Source organism: Rhodococcus qingshengii JCM 15477 (assembly GCF_023221595.1).
Lineage (GTDB): Bacteria > Actinomycetota > Actinomycetes > Mycobacteriales > Mycobacteriaceae > Rhodococcus_F > Rhodococcus_F qingshengii.
Genome location: NZ_CP096563.1, coordinates 1,587,568 through 1,608,027, shown reverse-complemented (window position 1 = coordinate 1,608,027; position 20,460 = coordinate 1,587,568). Strand labels below are relative to the sequence as shown.

Genomic DNA, 20,460 nt, shown 5'->3' with positions numbered 1-20,460 from the left:
GATTTCCAGTCCGCGAAACAGTCCTTCGCACTGTGAACCTGCTAGGTGCCCAACTCTGCGACCAAGGCGTCGACGACCGCAACCAGATCGCCGCCCGTCGCTTCCGCGACACGACGTTGCCGCTGGTAGGACGCGCCGCGACGGGGAATGTCCGCCACCGACGCCAACTCGTCCGCGCAGCCGAGTGAGACCGCAATCGGCGCCAAGTCGTCGAGCAGGCGATCCAGATCGTCAGTGACGAGGCACTCGTTTGCGTCGGAGTCGAGGATGATCTCGGCGTCCAGTCCGTATCTCGCTGCGCGCCACTTGTTTTCCTTGACGTGCCACGGCTGCATGTTCGGCAGAGTCTCACCGGCACTCAGTCTGCGGTCCAGATCGACGATGAGGCAGTGGACCAGAGCAACGAGAGCACCCAGTTCAGCGCGTGTCGAGACGCCGTCGAACACCCGGACCTCGATGGTTCCCCACTTCGGCGCGGGACGGATGTCCCAGTGCATGCCACCGATCTTGGTGATCACACCGGTCTTCATCTGGTCGTCGATGAACGACTCGTATTCGGCCCAGTTCTCGAACTGGTACGGAAGGCCCGCGGTGGGGAGCTGCTGGAACATCAACGCGCGATTGGACGCATAGCCGGTGTCCACACCGGCCCACATCGGCGAGGACGCCGACAGCGCCAACAGGTGCGGATAGCGCTGCAGCAGTGCGTTGATGATGGGGAAAACGCGATCCGCGGACGAGACACCCACATGAACGTGCACGCCCCAGATCAGCATCTGCCGACCCCACCACTGCGTGCGTTCGATGAGTTCGTCGTAGTCGGGTGTCCGGGTGACCAGCTGCGTCGACCATTGCGCGAACGGGTGCGTGCCCGCGCTGATGAGGTCGACGCCGAGCGGATTCGCAGCGCGGCGAAGCAGATCCAGTGACCTGTCGAGATCACTCATCGCCTCGCCGACCGTCGAATGAATACCCGTGACGAGTTCGACGGTATTTCGCAGTAGTTCCTTGGTGATGTGCGGGGTTTCGGAGCCGGCAAGCTCTTCGACCGCCGAAAACACCTCGGCTGCTGTGTTGGAGAGATCTCTGGTCTTGCGATCGACCAGCGCGATCTCCCACTCCACGCCCAGCGTCGGGCGCGGCGAACCTGGAAATGGAACTACCACGCAGAGAATCCAATCACAGTGTCGGTAAAAACACCGTGCTGGCTACTGCGTGGTAGTCGCCGGAAGTGATGCAAAACTCAGGTGAGTTTGTCAGCTCTTGGTGATGACACCGCAAGCAACGCGTCCGCCGGCGTCACCGGTGTCGAGGGTCTGCTGATCCGGTGCCGGCGCGTAACGCGTCGGGATGTTGCCGAAGTTGTCCGCTCCGGCGTGGATCATGACGGATGTTCCACCGTTTGCGACCAGTTCGTCGACGGTGAATGCATCGGTCGTGGTGACCAGTGTGGCGGTGCCGTCTTCGAGGACCTGAACCGAAGTGAGGTCGCCGCTCGCCGGGTGGCCCGTGTGACCCTCGGCCTGGAAGTGTCCGCCTGCCGAGAGGAAGTTACCCGGCTCTCCGCCGCTGGGGGCAACGGAATTGGTCTCGCACTTGGCGACCTGGTGGACGTGGAATCCGTGGAAGCCGGGGGTGAGGCCCTTGGCGTCGAGGGTGACCTTGACGTCGCTACCTTCCTGCGCGAACGTGACCGTTCCGACCTTGGCGCCGTCGGTGCCGTTCAGCGTTGCGGTGACCGTTTCGGCAGAAGCGCCGGCGTGAGCCGTCTCGGAACCGTGGCCGCCCGCGCTTTCGTGCGCGCTGGGATCGGCTGCACCGGTCCACACCGGAGGAGTCGTGCCGGGGACGCTGCTGGGCTCTTCGCTGTTACTGCAAGCGGTCAAGCCGAAAGCGGCAATCGCGACTACAGGGGCAACGACGCGCCAGGACATACGCCGGGTGCTGCTGGGGGCCATCGAACCGCTCCTTTGAGGTGGCGAGAAAGTGCTTCTGATCATAACGGCGCGTGTAGTAGCTGGAACCGACGGGTCAGTTCCACCTTCACGACCGGTCAGTTGGAGGTCACGATCACGATCACGCCAGGTGACGCGTTCGCGATGCCGGCGAATCGAGGCTCTGCGGAGACTCCGAGTTCAGCCGCGATCTTCTGCGCCGCTGCCTTCTCCGCCGCGGACGATCCGTAATACACCGTCGTCGTACTGACGGTGCCCTCGCTGTAGTTACCCGTCTCCTCGACGTTCCAACCTGCTGCCGTCAATTCCTCGGCGGTGCCTGCTGCCAGACCGGAGACGGTGCTGTTGTTGAGAACTCGAACGCTGACATTCGACGTGTCGGCGCCGCTCGCGGAGCTGGAAGTCGTGGTCGTCGCAGTTCCCGAGGGACGCGACGTGGTGGTGGTATCGCCCGAAGCGGGTTGCGTCGTCGCTGCAGGCTTGGTGGTGGCAGGCGCGGGGGCGCTCGTCGTGGCAGACGCCGAGGATTCGGTCTGCTGTGCTGCGGTGTTCTCGTCGCCCGATCCACCGTCGCTCGATCCACCCAGTGAGGCTGCTCCGAGACCGATGAACACGATCGCCAACGCGATCAACACCATGGCGATTGCGCGAAGCGGAGGTCCGGACGGCTGCTCTTTCGGGGTACTCACGATGTCGACCTTATCGCCAGTGCGTGGACAGCCCGATCATATGTACGCGTGATTCAGGTGACCTCGAAGCCGAGGCGACGCGCGGCCCTGGCCTTCTGACGGCTGGCACGCAGACGACGCAGGCGCTTGACCAGCATGGGATCAGCCGCCAAGGATTCGGGGCGATCGACCAAGGCGTTGAGAACCTGGTAGTAGCGGGTTGCCGACATGTCGAACAACTCCTTGATGGCTTCTTCCTTCGCACCGGCGTACTTCCACCACTGACGCTCGAAAGAGAGGATGTCGTGCTCCCGGCGGGTGAGGCCGTCTTCGCCGACCTCGTGCATGCCTGCTGTATCTACTACCGAATCGTCGGCGCCAGTGCCTTCGGACTGGTTCCGACTACGCGCGGTTGCGCCGTCCATGTCACTCCTCGACTGCTGTGCTCGGCGTCAGCGAGACTCGTATGCCCGGTGTTCTTTTTCCGACCGAATTCTCGCGGCCGTGAGTTTCCCGGTCCCCTGGCCCGAAGGTAACTCACAATTTCCCCCGCGGCCCACGTTCCGACCGAGCAACGAATTACATCGCTGTTCTTCAGCAACCATTGAACCATGATCGAGTGTGCGGGCCGTGATAACTACGCGGGCGCGCCGCACTATCCTTGTCCGCATGGCTATCCTCCCCATCCGAATCGTCGGCGACCCGGTACTGCACAAGGCGACAGAGCCGGTCACTCAGTCCCCGGCCGAGATCGCCGAACTGATCGCAGACATGTACGAGACGATGGACGCTGCCAACGGCGTCGGTCTGGCGGCCAATCAGGTCGGTGTTCCACTGCGAGTCTTCGTCTACGACTGCCCCGGTGACGACCGCAGCAGCGAGCGTCGACGCGGCGTCGTCGTGAACCCGGTACTCGAGACGTCCGAAATCCCCCAGACGATGCCCGACCCGGACGAAGACTTCGAGGGTTGCCTGTCCGTTCCCGGCGAGCAGTTCCCGACGGGTCGCGCCGATTGGGCGAAGGTCACCGGCACCGACGCCGACGGCAACCCGATCGAGGTCGAGGGCACCGGATTCTTCGCACGGATGCTCCAGCACGAGACCGGGCATCTCGACGGTTTCCTCTACACGGACGTACTGATCGGCCGCAACGCGCGCGCTGCCAAGAAGATCATCAAGCGTTCCGGTTGGGGCAAGCCCGGTCTGACCTGGACGCCGGGGACCGTCGACGATCCGTTCGGTCACGACGACGACGATTACGAAGACTGAGAATTCTGCTCTGAACGGCAACATTTCGATCGGTAGCCGGGTGGTTTTGCGATACAAGCTCCCACCCGGCTATTCGCATCCCATGACCGACGTCATCGGCATCCTCGAGGGCGCCGATCCCATCGCCGTTCGCGCCGGCGACGGTCGGCTGGTCCAGGTCTCCGCCGATCAGGTGATCGCGCTCAAGAGTCTCTCGGCCCGCCCGATTCGCATCGGCGAGATTCGAAACCTCGAAACGGCTGCTGCGGCGGCGTGGCCGGGGGTCGAGCAGGCGTGGATCGACGGTTGGTTGCTGCGCGCCGGTCACGGTGTCACCGGCCGCGCCAATTCGGCTTTGCCGCTCGGTGGTGCGGGGGCGGTTGCCGGCTTCGACGCGAGCACCATCGAGCGGATACGCCAGTGGTTCGGTGACCGCGGACTGCCGACCCTGCTGCTCCTCCCCGATCGACTCGGCACCGCTCCGGACGGGTGGAGCAGCGAGAAGGAAACCATCGTGATGGCCGCCGATCTGGGCAATGTCACGCTGCCGCTCGGTCCTCCGGTCACCTCGTTCGCCGACCGCCCCGACCACAACTGGCTGTCGATGTACGACGCCCACGGCGATCCGGCGTACGTCGAGGCGGTCCTCACGGCTGTCGTGGGCACTGCAACTTTCGGCGCGATCGGAAACACCGACACGACGCTTGCCATCGGGCGCGCTGCGCTCACCGAGGCACCCGACCACAAACGCTGGGTAGGACTGACCGGCATTCACGTCGCCCCTGAACACCGTCGTCACGGAATCGGGTCGCTGATCTGCGGAGATCTACTCTCCTGGGGTCGTGAGAACGGTGCGACGCACGCGTACCTCCAGGTTTCGGCGGACAACTTCGCGGCGATCGCGCTCTACGAGCAGCTCGGATTCGTCGAACACCACCGCTACCGATACGCCACCGATCCTGTCGGCGGCTGACGCTAGGCTTGCCCTCGTGCGCATCGCTACCTGGAACGTCAACTCCGTCCGTGCCCGTACCGACAGGATCATCGACTGGCTCGGTCGATCCGACGTCGACGTCCTGGCAATGCAGGAAACCAAGTGCAAGGACGAGCAGTTTCCGTACGAACGCTTCAAGGAGATCGGCTACGAGGTCGCCCACGTCGGGTTGAGCCAGTGGAACGGTGTCGCCATCGCTTCCCGCGTCGGCTTGGACGACGTGCAGATCGGATTCGAGGATCAGCCCGGATTCGACAAGGATCCCGAGGCAGACCCGGTCCGCGAGGCACGTGCGATCGGTGCCACCTGCGGCGGTGTGCGGGTGTGGAGCCTGTACGTCCCCAACGGCCGTGAGCTGGAAGACCCGCATTACGCCTACAAGCTGGATTGGCTGGCCAAGCTGCGCGACGACGCGGAGGGCTGGCTCAAGCAGGATCCCGACGCGCAGATCGCCCTGGTCGGCGACTGGAACGTCGCTCCCACGGACGACGACGTGTGGGATCCCGCTTTCTTCGAGGGCAAGACCCACACGTCGCAGCCGGAACGAGCTGCGTTCACCGCCTTCACCGAGTCCGGGTTCGCGGACGTAGTTCGCCCGTACACACCCGGTCCCGGCGTGTACACGTACTGGGATTACACGCAGCTTCGCTTCCCGAAGAAGCAGGGTATGCGAATCGACTTCATCCTCGGCTCACCGGCATTCGCAGCACGCGTCGAGGCGGCCGAGATCGATCGAAACGAGCGAAAAGGCAAGGGCGCCAGCGATCACGCTCCGGTGATCGTGAATCTCGGGTGATCGTGAATCTCGGAGCCTGATCGTCTGTTTGCACCCTCGGGCTTCTAGTCCTCGACGAGCAGTTCCAGATACTCGGGATGCTCGCCGAGGTACCGCTGAACATAGGTACACACGGGCCGTACCGACCAATCACGTTCACGGGCGCAGTCCATTGCGAACTGCACGAGTACGGCTGCCAGTCCCTGCCCGCCGTACTCCTCTTTGACGACGGTATGCATGTACGCAACCACGTCGCCCGCTTCGGCTCCGCTCCCCGAAATCTCGTCTTCGTCGCGGTATCCGAGGATGCCGACCAACTCGTCGTCGGAGAGCAGTTCGAATCGTTCGTGCGACGGATTGTCCACGAGCGTGACTTCCGGTGAGGTTCCGGTTTTCGAATTTTCGATGTCGTTCATTGCGGCGACCTCCACGGCACGATGTGCACCTGCGCGATCGGCGACAGCTGCGTTCGCACGCTCTCCATAACTGTGATCCATGCCACTCATAGAATCAGCTACCGACGACGCTGTCCCGGGTTCGACCAATTTTTGCACTGGGAACGACCGGATCGCAATCGCAGTTCGCGCCGTCGTTCCCGCGAGAGGTGGGACCGAGCTGCCGTTTCCCCAGGTCCGATCGGTAGGCTCGTCGTCGTGAAGCTGCTGCCCCTGACCCCCGCCGGACAGACCCCGATTCGGGCATTGACCATCGCCGGAACCGACTCCGGTGGCGGAGCCGGCATTCAAGCCGATTCCCGCACGATGGCGATGTGCGGAGTGCACGCCTGCGTGGCCGTCGCCGCAGTGACGGTCCAGAATTCGGTGGGAGTCAGCGGATTCCACGAGATTCCGCCGGAGATCGTCGCCGACCAGGTGCGCGTCGTGGTCTCGGACATCGGCGTCGGTGCGGCGAAGACGGGAATGCTCGCGTCGACGACGATCATCGAAGCGGTGGCCGCGGTTGCCGCCGAGGTTGGGATCGGCCGCGACCGTCCGATTCCGCTCGTGGTCGACCCGGTGTGCGCGTCGATGCACGGCGATCCGCTGCTGCACGAAGAAGCTCTCGACGCGGTCCGCAACACCTTGATTCCGGCAGCCACGGTGGTCACTCCGAACCTCGACGAGGTTCGGTTGATCACCGGTATCGAGGTCGTCGACGACAAGAGCGCCCGCCAAGCGGCAGAAGCGCTGCATGCGCTCGGCGCTCAATGGTCCATCGTCAAGGGTGGCCACCTTCGTACTTCGGAGTTGTCCACCGACCTGTTGTTCGACGGCGACCGTTTCCTCGAATTCAGCAGTGCCCGGATCGACACCGGCAACGATCACGGCGGCGGAGACACGCTGGCTGCTGCGATCACTTGCGCTCTCGCACACGGCTATTCCGTTCCGGACGCGGTGGCGTTCGGCAAGGAGTGGGTGACCAAGTGTCTCGAGGCGTCGTACGACCTCGGCGCGGGACACGGTCCGGTGTCCCCGCTCTGGCGGCTCCAGGTCTAGCGCTCGAGGTCCAGGGCGCTAGTTCCGGCGCACGCGCCAGATTCCCAGGTCGACGGGAACTCCGTTGGGCGTGGTCGCGAAAAACCCTCGCCGCCATGGCCGGATCGTGAGATCGAGATCCTCCAGGGTGCCGGCTTCGAGTTCCTCGAGAGTTGTCGCCGACATCATGACGTTGCCGTCGCCGCCCAAGCCCATCATCCGGGCGGCGATGGTCACGTCGACGCCGAGCCAGTCGTCACCGATCTGACGCGGGGTACCCGTGTGTAGGCCGACGCGCATGCGCGGGGTGTATCCGTCGAGATCGACTTCCGCGAGCGCGTCCTGCGCGGTGAACACCGCCTTCAAAGCCGCATCCGGGCGAATGAACACTGCCATCAGACCGTCGCCCATCCGTTTGACGACGTGTCCGCCGTTGTCGGTGATCGGAGTTTCCACGGCCTGCGCCACCGCACGCAGAAGGGTCAGCGTCGCGCCGTCACCGGCTGCGAGCGACCAGGTGGAGAAGCCCACCAGATCGGTGAAGACGATGGTCAGTTCTTGATCGCCACGTCCGCGGCCCATCTTTTCCAGCGCTGCCTGCCACACCTGCAGTGCTCCGAGGCTCACTTCGCGAGTGGCTGCCGGCTTCTGATCGAGCAATCTGTCAGCGACGCGCGCCACGGCGCGGGCACCGCCGGGGCCGGCGAGCGAGAGCGGATCCCCAAACCCTGGATCACCGGGTAGTGCCCGCCTGAGGCGTCGTAGCGCGTCGATGAGCTGCTGCCGACGGTTAAGTTCTGCCGCAGAGTTCAAGACGACGTCGACGACGCCTCGAACCGAGGAGGAAGAAGCACCTGCCGTGTCGGTGTTCTCCGGGGACAGATCAGCCATAACTCAAGCGTAACTCAGAGTTACAGACAGTGTGCTGCCGCCGTTCTCGCACAGTGGCCTCCTGGTCGCTCGCACAGTCGATCATTCGGTCAGTCGATCATTCGGTCAGTCGATCATTCGGTTCTGGCCTGTGTCCGGGCATCGCCGACGGGAACTCCGTTCGGCCCGCTCAAATCCTGGGCATACGTCGCAACTCCGAAGGCTACTGCAGAAGCGTTGGCAGCGAGCGCTTCGCGATCGATGTTCGCGAGGTTGTCCTGGGCACTGTGGTAGTTCGGGTCGAAGGTCTCCTCCGCTTCTCCGCCCCACTTCTCGGCCTGTGCCGGCGTCTTGCGCTCGTCCGCGCCGCTGAACACGCCACCCGCCGGGATCCCGATCTCGATGAACGGGCCGTAGTCGGAGCGCCCGTCGAAGTCCGTTCCGTCCGCCGCAATCCCTCGCCCGGCGAGAAAATCGACGAAGGTGCGCTCGATGCCCGCCGACCCCTCGGGCCCGGGCCCCTCCCCGACGGCATCCGAGTTGTCGCCGTCGTAAGCCAGGTATCCGGCGTTGGGCGAACCGAGCATGTCGAAATTCAGGTACAGGGCGATGTCGGCCCGTTCCTGATCGCTCAGACCCTCGACGTAGCGGGTGGAGCCGACCAATCCCACTTCTTCCGCTCCCCAGAAAGCAAAACGCACGGCATTTTCGATGCTCGGTGAGCTTCCCATCTGCAGCGCGGTTTCCAGTACGGCTGCGGTACCGCTTCCGTTGTCGTTGATTCCGGGACCTTCCGGCACACTGTCCAGGTGGGCGCCCACGACAACCACGTTGTCGGTCGCGCCGGTCTTGGTCTGCGCAATCACGTTGCGCGACTTCGTCGTTTCCGTCGACGTGTCGAGAATCAGCGTGAGGTCTCCGGGCGCTGCGGCAAGAGCCTCGCCCGACGCCTTACTCACCCCGCCGGTCGGAATGCGGGCGTCTTCGGGTTCACCCAAGGTAGCCCCGCCCAGCATTGCGTCCTCGTTGTTGGCAACCAGCAACGCCGCCGCGCCGCGATCAGCGGCGATCTTCTGCTTGTCGCCGAACGGGCACACTCCGCGGGTGACCAGCACGATTGCACCGTTCACGTCGCGGCCGTCGTAGTCGGTGGCCTCGCAACCGGGGGTCTCGTCGGCGGGAATCGCCACCAGACGCGCCGTGATTCCGGTCGGTCCCGTGGAGGTGGAATATGTCAGCGCCCGCACCGGAACATCGGAGCCGTCAGCGGCTTTCAGGGATTCGGTGCCGGGATCGAAGGAGCTGAAGTCGAATTCCGGGGTGCTGACCTCGAAACCCTTGTCTTCGAGCAGGTTTGCCACGTAGTCGACACTGGCGTCGTAGCCGGGGGTACCGGCCGATCGATTGCCCTCGTTGTTGGCGGCGATCTTCTCGAGTTGCTCCAGATGCCCGGTCACGGCGTCGACCGTGACGGTCTCGGAGAATGCAACCGGGTCTGTCGGGACGGCCGCTTCACTTCCCGACGCGCATCCACTCACCACGAGTGCTCCAGCCATTGCGACCACAACCACACCGAAGAGTCTCATCTTCGGAGGATATCGGCCGGAGCACAGGAAAGGGACCCAGTACGAATGGTTTTTCGTACTGGGTCCCTACTCTGCTGTCACTCCTTGTTCTCGGTAGGTCTCCCGACAACACCTACCGAGGGAGCGACAAGATCAGGCGTCGCGACGATTCACGATGACGATACTTGCTCCGAAAATCACCAGAACGAAGGCCGCGAAGTAAATCAGGCTGCCCCAGGGTCCCCAGTGGAAGTCGACGCCACCGCTGCTCGCACTGAGGAAGTGGTTTGCATTCGCGAACGGCAGGAACGGAGTGATCTTCTCGCCGAAGCTGCCGAACAGTCCGAACAGGCTCTCGATGAGCAGCGGCCAGAGCAGGAGCAACGCAATAGCGCCGGCCGACTGGCGAATGATCGATCCGACGCCGACAGCGAGAATCACGCACAGGAAGGCGTAGATCGGGATGCCGTAGATCGCGCGCCAGTCACTGCCGCTCGACAGAGTCAATCCGGCACTCGCCTCGGTACCGGCGATGGCCTTGGCCATGGCGTACGCGCCGAAGGCGAGAACAAATGTCAGTACAGCACCGAAAGCACCGATGAGGCCGGCTTTGGCGATCAGAACCGAGGCACGGTTCGGAACGGCCTGGAAGGTGGTGCGGATGGTCCCGAAGCGGTACTCACTGGTGACCGCGAGGGCCGCCATGATCATGAGAACCATGATTCCGAAACCCGAGATGCCGGCCGTGGCAACGGCGGTGTCGAGGTCCGGTGCTCCCTGGACGTCGGAGGACGTCAGAGCCGACTTGGCAACCGCGCCCATGATGGCCGCGAAGCCGAGCGCGAGCACGACGATGATGACCGAGCACCACAGCGGCGACTTGGTCGTGGTGATCTTGATACGTTCAGCACTGAGAACAGCCATTACAGTGCACCTCCCATAGCCTGCTGCGTGTTTGCCTGCTGTGTATTTGCGTGGTGTGCACCGACACCCGGATCGATACCGGATGCGTGGTACTGGACATCGTCCCCGGTCAACTTCATGAACGCATCCTCGAGCGACCCCTGCTGAGAAGCCAACTCGTACAACACGATTCCCTGCGAACCAGCTAAACCACCGATCACATCGGTGGTCGAATCCACGACCACCAATGCCGGGGCAACGCCGGAACCGTCTTCACGCACCGTCAGCCCCTGCGAGAGCAACACACTGCGCAACGCATCGAGCTGTGGGCTGCGCACGCGCACCGTCGACTCCGACGAACGATCCACGAACTCCGCGACCGTCGAATCCGAAATCAACCGACCCCGACCGATCACCACCAACTGCTCCGCCGTGAGCGCCATCTCCGACAGAAGGTGACTCGACACCAACACCGTGCGGCCCTCGGCCGCCAACCGCTGCATGAACTTACGAATCCAGACGATGCCCTCCGGATCGAGACCGTTGACCGGCTCGTCGAACAACAACACCTTCGGATCCCCCAACAACGCACCCGCCAACCCCAGACGCTGCGACATACCGAGCGAGAACCCGCCGGCCTTCTTGCCCGCCACCTCGGACAACCCGACCAACCCGAGCACCTCGTCGACGCGGGACTTCGGGATCCCGTTCGAAGCAGCCATCCACTGCAGATGTGCACGCGCACTGCGATTGGGGTGCACCCACTTCGCATCCAGCAACGCGCCGACAGTCCGCAACGGCGTCTTGAGCTCGCGGTACGGCTTGCCCTCGATCAACGCCGCACCCGACGTCGGCTGATCCAGACCCAGGATCATCCGCATCGTCGTCGACTTACCTGCACCGTTCGGGCCCAGGAAGCCCGTCACGATGCCCGGCTTGACCGTGAACGACAAATCGTCCACCGCTTTCGTCGGTCCGTAAACCTTGGTCAATCCCCTCAGTTCAATCATGAGGAGAACTTTGCCCTACCGGCAATGACCAGCACATCGGCCACAGGTCTAGTTCCGAGTGGTACTCAGGTAGGACACGAAGCCGGACAATCTGGGCATAACCCTGAGAAAACACCCGGAAATGGTCCGTCAGGACGATGCTTGGGCCCAGAACCGCTTGGGAATCCGGCCGGCGTGACGCGCTTCGAAACCTGCTACCACTGCGTGCCGCATCGCCGACGCCATCAACGCGGGATTCTTGGCCCGCGTCACCGCTGTCGCAAGTAGGACGGCGTCGCAGCCCAACTCCATGGCAAGGGTGGCGTCGCTGGCCGTTCCGATTCCGGCGTCGAGGATGACGGGCACGCCGGCGCGCTCGACGATCATCTCGATATTGTGCGGATTCGCGATACCCAGCCCTGTCCCGATGGGTGAACCGAGCGGCATGACTGCCGCGCAGCCGACCTCTTCGAGGCGAAGCGCCAGCACCGGATCGTCCGTCGTGTACGGCAGGACGGTGAATCCGTCGTCCACCAATTGTTCTGCGGCGGAGACGAGTTCGATTGCGTCGGGCAGCAGAGTCCGCTCGTCGGCGATGACTTCGAGTTTGACCCAGTTCGTCTCGAGCGCTTCGCGTGCCAACTGCGCCGTCAGGACCGCTTCGGCGGCGCCCCGACACCCGGCGGTGTTCGGCAACGGTTCGATTCCGAGGCGACGAAGCAGGTCCAGAACGCCGGTGCCGCCGGCCGCGTCGACTCGCCGCATCGCGACGGTGGTCAGTTCGGTACCGGAGGCGACAAGCGCTTCCTCGAGGACCGCAAGGTTGGCGGCGCCGCCTGTCCCCGTGATGAGCCGGGAACCGAAACTGCGGCCCGCGATAGTGAGAAGGTCCTGCTCAGCCACCCTGCACCGCCGTGAGGATCTCGATTTCCCAACCACGTCCGACGGATTCGTCCCAACGCCCGCGAGGAAAGAGCGCACCGTCGACGGCCACGGCGATGCCTTTGCTCGGCAACTCGAGGTGCGTCAGAAGTTCGGTCACCGTGACTGCTCGATCGAACTCGAGATCTTCGCCGTTGACGGTGATCCCGATCGGGACCTGCTCACTCATGAATTTTCCTTAGCTACTGCGAACCGCTCGGGTTCGGTTCCTTTTACCTCGACCAAAGATGTGCCGTTCAGCAACGCGACCGTCGCATCGGCGGTGACGGGCGTCAGCAGGACCCCGTTGCGGCCGTGCCCGGTGGAGACGACAACACGATCGGACACGCGCCCGATCAACGGCAGGTTGTCCGGCGTCATGGGACGCAGACCTGCCGCGCACTCGTACAGTTCGTATTCGCCGATCGCCGGCATCAGTGCCTCGGCGTCGTTGATCAGGTCCCGTACGCCGGCCATCGTGACCTGTGTATCCTCACCAGACTCGTATTGTGTTGCGCCGACGACGATTCCGTCACCGCGCGGGACGAGGTAGGCGGGCCGCCCGTGGACGCTTCCGCGGATGGTGCGGCTGGGCGCCGGGGTGACTCCAGGCCTACTGCGCAAGCGAAGGATTTCGCCCTTGACCGGGCGTACCGGTAGCCCGGGCCACAGCTTGGGTGACGCGATACCGGCGGTGAGCACTATCTGATCGGTATCGAGTTCGGCGAGGTCGTCGACGGCCCGCGCGATCAATTCGACGCCGGATTCCGCACAGGCCTTCTGCAACGCCGCCAGCAGAAGTCTGTTGTCGACGGCGGACTCACCAACAGCCATCAACCCCGACCGGATGCCCCGGCCCAGCATCGGTTCGAGTTCACGGATGCGCGCGCGACCGAGAACTTCGAGTTCGTGCCCCTGCGAGCTCACCCACTCGGCGATGGTCTGCAGGTCCTGCGCGTCGGCAGTGTCGAGTGCAACCGTCAGCGAGCTGTCCGCGGTGAAGACCGATTGCCCGAATTTTCCGAGCTCCTCACCGAACGTCGGCCACCGTTCCAGGGACGCTGCACCGATTGTCAACGCGGTTTCTTCACCCGGCCAGCCTTCGGAAAGCGGGGCAAGCATTCCGCCCGCCACCCACGAAGCACCTGATCCAATGGACGGGTCGTACAACCGAACGGCCCACCCGTCGCGGGCTGCTCGCCACGCGATAGCGAGACCGATGACACCGCCGCCGACAACCGACACCGTACGAGCGTGTGTACTCACGAAACTCCACCTCCACTTCCTGCGCCGGCATGATCCGGGTCAGGTCTGACGGTCGGGATCTGGTCGCGATCCCCTCTCAGCCCTACGAACCTCGCAGTCACGACAAAAAGTGACGACGACGTTTCAGGACTCCCGTGTCGAACCTTGCTCCCTAGAGGCTACCGTTTGCTCCGTGCACCCCACACATCCCAGTAACGACATCGACCGGCGCGAGCGCCTGGCAGCAGCACGGCTGTACCTGTGCACCGACGCGCGCCGCGAGAAAGGCGACCTCGCGCAGTTCGCCGAGGCAGCATTGTCCGGCGGAGTCGACATCATCCAATTGCGTGACAAAGGCTCTGCCGGTGAGCGCGAGTTCGGCCCGCTCGAGGCCAAGGACGAACTGGTGGCGCTGGGCATTCTCGCGACCGCAGCGCGACGCCACGGCGCATTGTTGGCCGTCAACGATCGCGCGGATCTCGCGATGGCTTCCGGCGCCGACATCCTCCACCTCGGCCAGAACGACATTCCCGTCCCCTACGCGCGAACCGTTGTCGGTGAAGACGTAGTCATCGGCCGTTCGACGAGCAGTCGCGCGCAGGCGAGTCTGGCCGCCATCGAAGAGGGCGTCGACTACTTCTGTACCGGGCCGGTCTGGGCGACACCGACCAAACCGAATCGAAGTGCGTCCGGTTTGGAACTGGTTCGATCGACCGCCGACGCCGCACCGCCGCGGCCCTGGTTCGCGATCGGCGGCATCGACGAGGAACGTCTGCCAGAGCTGCTCGATGCCGGCGCCACGCGCATCGTCGTCGTGCGTGCAATCACGCAAGCATCGGACCCCCAGGCGGCCGCGCAACGCCTCGCCGCAGCCGTCGCTGGGCGCTGAAAGCCGGTAACTGGCGTTCGTCAAGTGTTTGCCGGGCGATTTCCGCACAGTTACGGGTCAGCACGCCTGACTCGAATTGTGAACGGAAGTTGTCCGATCAGACAACAAACTCCCAGTTCCTAGGTGCGATTGGATGTCCGAAAAGTCGGATTAAGTGATCTTGCTCACAGTTGCTCCGATTGCGTGTCACATCCCATTCGGTTTGTTGTAGTTTACCTCCAGTTACTAACTGAACCTAGGAGCACTAAATGGGATCCCTCGACACCGGCTCGCTCAGCACCGAATCGCTCGAAGACCTGAACCTCGGCAAGATCAGCGAGCTGCTCAAGCTCGGCATCACCGCGGTCAGCTTCATCACGGCGCTGAACTCGCTCAGCTGAGCCTCGTTTCGGTCGACGACCGAAACACCGAAGGGCCGGACTCCCGCGGAGTCCGGCCCTTCTGCTGTGAATGAACTGTGAAGACTCGACTGCTACGACTGGGTACTGCTCGCCTCGGACAGGTTCTGGTCGCTGCCTGCCTGGTCGCTGCCTGCCTGGTCACTGCCGTGGTGGGAACTACCCGACAACCATCCGAATCCGCCGTCCTCGAGCACGACGGTGTGCGGATCGCCGTCCACGGCCACAACAGGCTCGGTCCGGAGGTCGGGCCATGAGGAACCGAAGCCCGGATGCAGCGGCAGTGAGTCGACGTCGGCTTCGCGTACCCACCGCAACTCGGTGCTCTCACCATTGGCAACCGTCGACAGTGGATGCGCCGCGTCAGCCACGACGGTGGTGTAAGTCCACCCGCTCTCGGCGCGCATCGTCACTACTTCCCCGCGGACACGGACGGCGTCCTCGGCGATACCTGCTTCTTCGTGTGCCTCCCGGACGGCAGCGTGCGTCGTGCTCTCGTGTGAGTCCCGCGCTCCGCCGGGCAGTGCCCACGTTCCGCCCTGATGGCTCCACGCCGCACGATGCTGCAGCAAGACCATGGGTGATCCGTCCGAATCGGGGGCACGCAGTAGCAGTCCTGCGGCTCCGTGTTTACCCCAATGCCGAGTACCGTCCGATCCGATGGACCAACCGTCACCGTCACCACGCATCGACTACCTCGCTCCGCCTGCTCTCGCCGTTGTCCCACACTAACCGTTTCAATCTGCTCCAGGTGTAGGTGATGCTTATATGCTCGCGAAGATGCCCTGAATCATTTCTCGGCGGCATCATTTCTCGGTAGCCCGCCTACAGCGAAGTGAGGTGCTCGATGGTCGACCGTGTCGTCCCGTCCATCGAACCCCGGTCGCTGCCGCCCTCCGAGGCCACATCAGTGTCGGCGGAGGACGAGCAGGCACTTCTGCGGCGCGAACTGCAGGCCTTCATGTCCTCGACGCCTGGCCGGTTGACCGTCGTCGGACTGATCCTGATCGCGATCACTTTGATCGCCGGACTCCTCGCCACCGCAGCGATCGAGAATCGCCAGGCGAACCTCGACCTCCTCCTCGTCGAAACCGAGCCTCTCGCCAACTCGGCCCAGAATCTCTACAGTGAGTTGTCCTTGGCAGACGCCGCCGCGGCCACCGCCTTCATCTCCGGCGGCCTCGAACCCGCCGAAGTCCGCGACCGATACACGCAGTCGATCGGTGAGGCCTCTGCGGAGATCGTCCAGGCGTCGGCCGGTCTCGACTCGACTGATCTTGCCGGTCACAGCGCGTTGACCACTATCTCGACCGACCTCTCCGTCTACACCGGGCTGGTCGAAACTGCACGGGCGAACAATCGCGTCGGAAACCCGGTCGGGGCAGCATATTTGAGCGAGGCCTCCCAGTTGATGCAGACCTCGCTGCTGCCGATGGCCCAGCAACTGCACGCCTCGCAGGAGACGCTGGTCTCACAAGTACAGCGCGATTTCGAGACTCCACCGTGGTGGCCGATCGTGGCGTTCGTCTTCGTGCTGTGCGCGCTGGTGGCGACACAGATGTACTTCTCCCGCAAGAGTCGCCGACGCTTCAATCTCGGGTTGATCCTTGCCTCGCTGGCGGTCGCTGCAGCTCTGCTGTGGCTGCTCACGGTCGGACTGGTCTCCGCACTGGCCACCGGGCGCGCGCTCGACGCCGGGGCCGAGCCACTGCACGAACTGACCGAGGCACGAATCATGGCGCAGCAAGCACGCACCGTGGAAACCCTCACGCTGGCGAGGCGGGATTCGACCGCCGAGGACAACGTGACGTTCACCCGCAAGGTCGATGCTCTGCGGGACATCCTCGAGGGCCTGCAAAGCGACGAACGCGCCCGAGTGAACAGCGAAGTGCTGACCGCCGCACTCGACTCGCGCCAGCAGTGGGTGGCTGCGCACACGCGCATGTACGACCGTCTCGGAAACGGCGACTTCACGTCCGCCGCAGCCATCACCATCGGCGCCGGAGAACAGGATTCGGCCGCGGAGTACGGAAAGCTCGATCACGAACTCTGGCAGGGAATCGTGGATTCGCGCACGAATCTTCGGTCCGACGTCTCGTACGCCTCCCGGGTGTTGGCTGCCTCTGCACCGGGCATGTCTGTATTGGCAGTTCTCGGAGTTGCCGGAATCTTCATCGGATTCTGGCCTCGACTGCGGGAGTATCAGTGACGGGAGTACCGGTGATGCGGAGGAAGAGCCCGGCCGTATGTGTCGCGGTTCTGGCAGCGGCCATGCTGATGCTCGCCGGTTGCGGTGCGGATCGAGCCGAAGACTTGGACAACGCAGGCGCCACGTCGTACACGGAACCGCCGCTGCCGGCCGAGGCCACCATCGCTCCCAGCCCGACACCGACGACTACCGCGTCGTGCACCAACCTCACCGCGAGCCTGCGGCCCACCCCCGCAGACGCATCTCCGCAGCCACCCACGCCGAGCCTCGACGCCATCCGCGCCCGCGGGCGGCTGATCGTGGGCCTGGACACCGGTTCCAACCTCATGAGCTTTCGCGATCCGGCCACCGGGCGCCTCGAGGGTTTCGACGTGGACATCGCCCGCGAAATCGCCCGAGATCTGCTCGGTGACCCGGAGAAGATCGAGTACCGAATCCTGACGTCGGACGATCGGATCGCCGCACTCCAGGAATCGATGGTCGACGTGGTCGTCAAGACCATGACCATCACGTGCGAGCGGCGCGAGAAGGTCGACTTCTCGACGCAGTACTTCTCCGCTGAACAACGAATTCAGGTCTTGCAGGGGTCATCCGTCCGCGGCATCGACGACCTCGCAGGCAAGCGGGTCTGCGCTGCCCGGGGAACGACCTCGGCGACTCGAATCCAGCAACTCCAACCCGAAGCCACCGTCGTCACCGTCCCGATGTGGTCCGACTGCCTCGTCGTCCTCCAGCAGGGGCAGGTGGACGCGATCAGCACCGACGACACGATCCTCGCGGGCCTCGCCTCGCAAGACCCGTATCTGATGATGGTCGGTGGCTCACTGGGCGTCGAACCGTACGGAATCGGAGTGAACAAGGACAACCCCGACTTGGTCCGATTCGTCAACGGAACACTGGATCGGATCCGGAGCGACGGGACCTGGAACCGTATCTACGACCGCTGGCTCAGCGTCCTCGGTCCTTCGCCCGGTCCCCCGCCGGCCGTCTACCGGGATTGAGGCTGACATGACCGAAGAAACCGGCCCCGAGCCCGACGCCACGCAGGCTTCCATGCGTCCCGAACCCGAAGCCACCGGCGCCTACGAGCGGCCCGAGCCCGAAGCCACGGGCGCCTACGAGCGTCTCGAACCGACCTCGGCCCAGATACGAGGAACCACGCCGTCCGCGTCCTCCTCCCCTACCGGCCGCTCCACTCGATCCCGCCGCAGCCGGTCGGGGCGAAAGCTGCGTCTCGGCGGCGGCCTGGTCGAGGTTCCCCCCGTCCCGCAGATCGACCCCGCGTCTGCGGTGATGAGTGACCCGACCGTCCCCGAGCGGAAACGCTTCTGTTGGAAATGCAACGAACCAGTCGGTCGTAAGAGCGCAAGCACCAAGGCAACTCAGCACGGCACCTGCCCCAAGTGCGGTTCCACTTTCGACTTCCGCCCACTCCTCGAAGAGGGCGAATTGGTGTCCGGTCAATACGAGGTTCAAGGGCCCATCGCGCACGGCGGCCTGGGATGGATCTACCTCGCGATCGATCGCAATGTCAGCGACAGGTGGGTAGTTCTCAAGGGGCTCTTGCATTTCGGTGATTCCGAAGCGCAAGCCGTTGCGGTGGCCGAGCGTCAGTTCCTCGCCGAGGTCGCCAACCCCAGCATCGTCAAGATCTTCAACTTCGTCGAGCATCCGCGCCCGGACGGCACACCCATGGGGTACATCGTCATGGAGTACGTGGGTGGGCGATCATTGCGCGAGGTGCTGGCCGAATTCCCGGACGGCAAGCACATGCCGATCGAGCAGGCAATCGGCTACGTACTGGAAATCCTTCCGGCGCTGAGCTATCTGCATTCCACCGGCCTGGCCTACAACGACCTCAAGCCCGAGAACGTGATGGTCACCGAGGATCAGTTGAAGCTGATCGATCTCGGCGCCGTGTCCGGAATCGAAGACTACGGATACCTGTACGGTACCGCCGGCTATCAAGCACCCGAGATCATCGAGACCGGTCCGACCATCGCCTCCGACATCTTCACCGTCGGAAGAACACTCGCGGTTCTCACCCTCGACATGCCTTCGAAGCACGGACGGTACCTCGACGGCCTTCCCGAACCCGAGGACGAGCCACTACTGCGCGACCACGAGTTCTTCCACCGTCTACTGCTACGCGCCACCGACCCGGATCCGAAGAAGCGATTTCAGTCCGCCGAGGAAATCGCGGGACAACTCACCGGCGTTCTGCGAGAAATCCTCGCCGAGCAGACCGGGCAGGAGAATCCCGGACTCTCGCTCGTGTTCAGCAGGCAGCGAACGTCTTTCGGCACCGATGAATTGGTCGGGCAAACCGATGTGTACGTCGACGGTATCAGCCACGACGCCGCTCTCGATCCGCGCGAAGTTGCGCACGCCCTTCCCATTCCGTTGGTCGACCCCACCGATCCCAGCGCGCCGTTGCTGGCAGCGGCGGTGCACAGCGAACCGTCTCAGACTCTCGATGCTCTCACGCATGCCCGCGAGAACGGAATCGACCGAACGTCAGGCACACCGGCGGCCGCCGTCTCGGGCGAAGTTCGACTGGCCGAGGCCAAAGCTCATCTCGATCTCGGTGATCCGGAAACCGCACTGACAGTTCTGGGCGAACTCCAGCAGAACATCGGGGACCACTGGAAGATCGAGTGGTATCGAGGACTTGCGGCGTTACAACTGGACCGATTCGAGCCCGCTTTCAGTCACTTCGAGGCAGTTCTCACCGCACTGCCCGGCGAGGCTGCCCCCAAGCTGGCGTTGGCAGCGACGGCAGAACTGATTCTCCAGCACTGGGAGAGCGACGACCCGGACCAATGGTGCCGATTCTCCGAGAAGTACTACCGCACCGTCTGGCGGACCGAACGAAACTACGTGAGCGCAGCATTCGGGCTCGCCCGACAACTCGCCGATCACGGCAACAAGAAGGCAGCCATCGCCGCCCTCGACGAAGTACCCACGTCTTCCCGGCACTACAACGTCGCACGGATGTCCAGCGCTCTGACGATGCTGTCCGGCGTTCCGATCGCCGAACTCGACGAATCGACTCTGCGGGAAGCCGCCCGTCGTGTTCGGGCGCTACCTGCTGAAGAGAGCCGAAGCCTGCAGATGCGAACCCTGGTGTTGGGCACGGCACTCGATTGGATTCGCTACGGCAATCGCTCGCACACCGAACTCGAACCCATCCTCGACCTGCCCTTCACCGAGCAAGGTCTGCGCACCGGAGCCGAAGCCTGCCTTCGCGCCCTCGCTCGCGCCACGACCTCCCGCACGCACCGCTACGCCCTCGTGGACCGGGCGAATGCGGTGCGTCCGCGCAGCAATTTCTGACGGACGCCCCGAGGTTTACA

The 20,460-nt window shown here is 63.9% G+C and carries 22 protein-coding genes and 1 riboswitch; of the genes, 9 read left to right on the top strand and 13 right to left on the bottom strand.

Annotated elements, in window-relative coordinates; all coding sequences use genetic code 11:
* Positions 1-41 precede the first annotated feature (41 nt).
* From M0639_RS07415 to napA, 4 genes are all read right to left on the bottom strand, one after another.
* The gene (locus tag M0639_RS07415) at positions 42-1,166 is read right to left on the bottom strand and encodes a glutamate--cysteine ligase (protein WP_003945034.1); all 1,125 of its coding nucleotides are present in this window, start codon (positions 1,164-1,166) and stop codon (positions 42-44) included.
* Positions 1,167-1,256: 90 nt separating this feature from the next.
* Entirely contained in the window at positions 1,257-1,958 is a 702-nt protein-coding gene (sodC, locus tag M0639_RS07410; RefSeq protein ID WP_007730117.1) for a superoxide dismutase[Cu-Zn], read from the bottom strand.
* Between the two features lie 95 nt (positions 1,959-2,053).
* A complete protein-coding gene (locus M0639_RS07405; protein WP_054827817.1) occupies positions 2,054-2,644 on the bottom strand; it encodes a LytR C-terminal domain-containing protein in 591 nt (196 codons plus the stop codon).
* 53 nt (positions 2,645-2,697) lie between these two features.
* Positions 2,698-3,048, bottom strand: coding sequence for a nucleoid-associated protein NapA (napA, locus tag M0639_RS07400; protein WP_007730120.1), 351 nt, complete (start codon positions 3,046-3,048; stop codon positions 2,698-2,700).
* Positions 3,049-3,292: 244 nt separating this feature from the next.
* Between napA and M0639_RS07395 the strand changes: the two genes are divergently transcribed.
* The 3 genes from M0639_RS07395 to M0639_RS07385 are packed head-to-tail and all read left to right on the top strand — an operon-like array spanning position 3,293 to position 5,661.
* On the top strand, positions 3,293-3,892 hold the full coding sequence (locus tag M0639_RS07395) for a peptide deformylase (RefSeq protein ID WP_003945053.1): 600 nt from the start codon (positions 3,293-3,295) through the stop codon (positions 3,890-3,892).
* A gap of 10 nt (positions 3,893-3,902) precedes the next feature.
* Positions 3,903-4,844: an N-acetylglutamate synthase, CG3035 family gene (locus M0639_RS07390; protein WP_202426378.1), complete on the top strand. Its 942-nt coding sequence runs from the start codon at positions 3,903-3,905 to the stop codon at positions 4,842-4,844.
* A 16-nt stretch (positions 4,845-4,860) separates the two neighbouring features.
* Positions 4,861-5,661: an exodeoxyribonuclease III gene (locus M0639_RS07385; protein WP_042926198.1), complete on the top strand. Its 801-nt coding sequence runs from the start codon at positions 4,861-4,863 to the stop codon at positions 5,659-5,661.
* Between the two features lie 44 nt (positions 5,662-5,705).
* Here M0639_RS07385 and M0639_RS07380 read toward each other — a convergent pair whose 3' ends face one another.
* A complete protein-coding gene (locus M0639_RS07380) occupies positions 5,706-6,137 on the bottom strand; it encodes a GNAT family N-acetyltransferase (RefSeq protein WP_231915197.1) in 432 nt (143 codons plus the stop codon).
* A 156-nt stretch (positions 6,138-6,293) separates the two neighbouring features.
* Between M0639_RS07380 and thiD the strand changes: the two genes are divergently transcribed.
* Positions 6,294-7,136: a bifunctional hydroxymethylpyrimidine kinase/phosphomethylpyrimidine kinase gene (thiD, locus tag M0639_RS07375; RefSeq protein WP_003945044.1), complete on the top strand. Its 843-nt coding sequence runs from the start codon at positions 6,294-6,296 to the stop codon at positions 7,134-7,136.
* An 18-nt stretch (positions 7,137-7,154) separates the two neighbouring features.
* Here the strand turns inward: thiD and M0639_RS07370 are convergent, their stop codons facing one another.
* From M0639_RS07370 to thiO, 7 genes are all read right to left on the bottom strand, one after another.
* Positions 7,155-8,006, bottom strand: a complete 852-nt coding sequence (locus M0639_RS07370) for an adenylate/guanylate cyclase domain-containing protein (protein ID WP_007730127.1) — start codon at positions 8,004-8,006, stop codon at positions 7,155-7,157.
* A 113-nt stretch (positions 8,007-8,119) separates the two neighbouring features.
* Positions 8,120-9,571 carry a M20/M25/M40 family metallo-hydrolase gene (locus M0639_RS07365; RefSeq protein ID WP_007730129.1) on the bottom strand — a complete coding sequence of 484 codons (1,452 nt, stop codon included), beginning with the start codon at positions 9,569-9,571 and terminating at the stop codon, positions 8,120-8,122.
* A 132-nt stretch (positions 9,572-9,703) separates the two neighbouring features.
* Positions 9,704-10,474: an ABC transporter permease gene (locus M0639_RS07360; protein WP_047268852.1), complete on the bottom strand. Its 771-nt coding sequence runs from the start codon at positions 10,472-10,474 to the stop codon at positions 9,704-9,706.
* Positions 10,474-11,463 (bottom strand): ABC transporter ATP-binding protein, encoded by a 990-nt coding sequence (locus M0639_RS07355; protein ID WP_058038516.1) that lies wholly within the window; start codon positions 11,461-11,463, stop codon positions 10,474-10,476. The genes M0639_RS07360 and M0639_RS07355 overlap by 1 nt, the downstream gene beginning before the upstream one ends.
* 129 nt (positions 11,464-11,592) lie before the next feature.
* Positions 11,593-12,345, bottom strand: a complete 753-nt coding sequence (gene thiG / locus M0639_RS07350; protein ID WP_007726857.1) for a thiazole synthase — start codon at positions 12,343-12,345, stop codon at positions 11,593-11,595.
* Complete coding sequence (gene thiS / locus M0639_RS07345) at positions 12,338-12,553, bottom strand: sulfur carrier protein ThiS (RefSeq protein WP_003944402.1); 216 nt, start codon at positions 12,551-12,553, stop codon at positions 12,338-12,340. The genes thiG and thiS overlap by 8 nt, the downstream gene beginning before the upstream one ends.
* Complete coding sequence (gene thiO / locus M0639_RS07340) at positions 12,550-13,629, bottom strand: glycine oxidase ThiO (RefSeq protein WP_064074676.1); 1,080 nt, start codon at positions 13,627-13,629, stop codon at positions 12,550-12,552. The genes thiS and thiO overlap by 4 nt, the downstream gene beginning before the upstream one ends.
* Positions 13,629-13,775: riboswitch (TPP riboswitch) on the bottom strand. It overlaps the preceding gene by 1 nt.
* Before the next feature lie 26 nt (positions 13,776-13,801).
* On the opposite strand from thiO, the gene thiE reads away from it, so the two are divergent.
* Positions 13,802-14,497 (top strand): thiamine phosphate synthase, encoded by a 696-nt coding sequence (gene thiE, locus M0639_RS07335; protein ID WP_003944422.1) that lies wholly within the window; start codon positions 13,802-13,804, stop codon positions 14,495-14,497.
* Between the two features lie 248 nt (positions 14,498-14,745).
* A complete protein-coding gene (locus tag M0639_RS34930) occupies positions 14,746-14,877 on the top strand; it encodes a hypothetical protein (protein WP_003944354.1) in 132 nt (43 codons plus the stop codon).
* A 92-nt stretch (positions 14,878-14,969) separates the two neighbouring features.
* Here the strand turns inward: M0639_RS34930 and M0639_RS07330 are convergent, their stop codons facing one another.
* The gene (locus M0639_RS07330) at positions 14,970-15,584 is read right to left on the bottom strand and encodes an NUDIX hydrolase (protein ID WP_064074675.1); all 615 of its coding nucleotides are present in this window, start codon (positions 15,582-15,584) and stop codon (positions 14,970-14,972) included.
* A gap of 158 nt (positions 15,585-15,742) precedes the next feature.
* Between M0639_RS07330 and M0639_RS07325 the strand changes: the two genes are divergently transcribed.
* The 3 genes from M0639_RS07325 to M0639_RS07315 are packed head-to-tail and all read left to right on the top strand — an operon-like array spanning position 15,743 to position 20,440.
* Entirely contained in the window at positions 15,743-17,104 is a 1,362-nt protein-coding gene (locus M0639_RS07325; protein WP_064074674.1) for a hypothetical protein, read from the top strand.
* A 14-nt stretch (positions 17,105-17,118) separates the two neighbouring features.
* Positions 17,119-18,105: a glutamate ABC transporter substrate-binding protein gene (locus tag M0639_RS07320; RefSeq protein WP_042925914.1), complete on the top strand. Its 987-nt coding sequence runs from the start codon at positions 17,119-17,121 to the stop codon at positions 18,103-18,105.
* Between the two features lie 7 nt (positions 18,106-18,112).
* Positions 18,113-20,440, top strand: a complete 2,328-nt coding sequence (locus M0639_RS07315) for a serine/threonine-protein kinase (protein ID WP_064074673.1) — start codon at positions 18,113-18,115, stop codon at positions 20,438-20,440.
* Positions 20,441-20,460 lie beyond the last annotated feature (20 nt).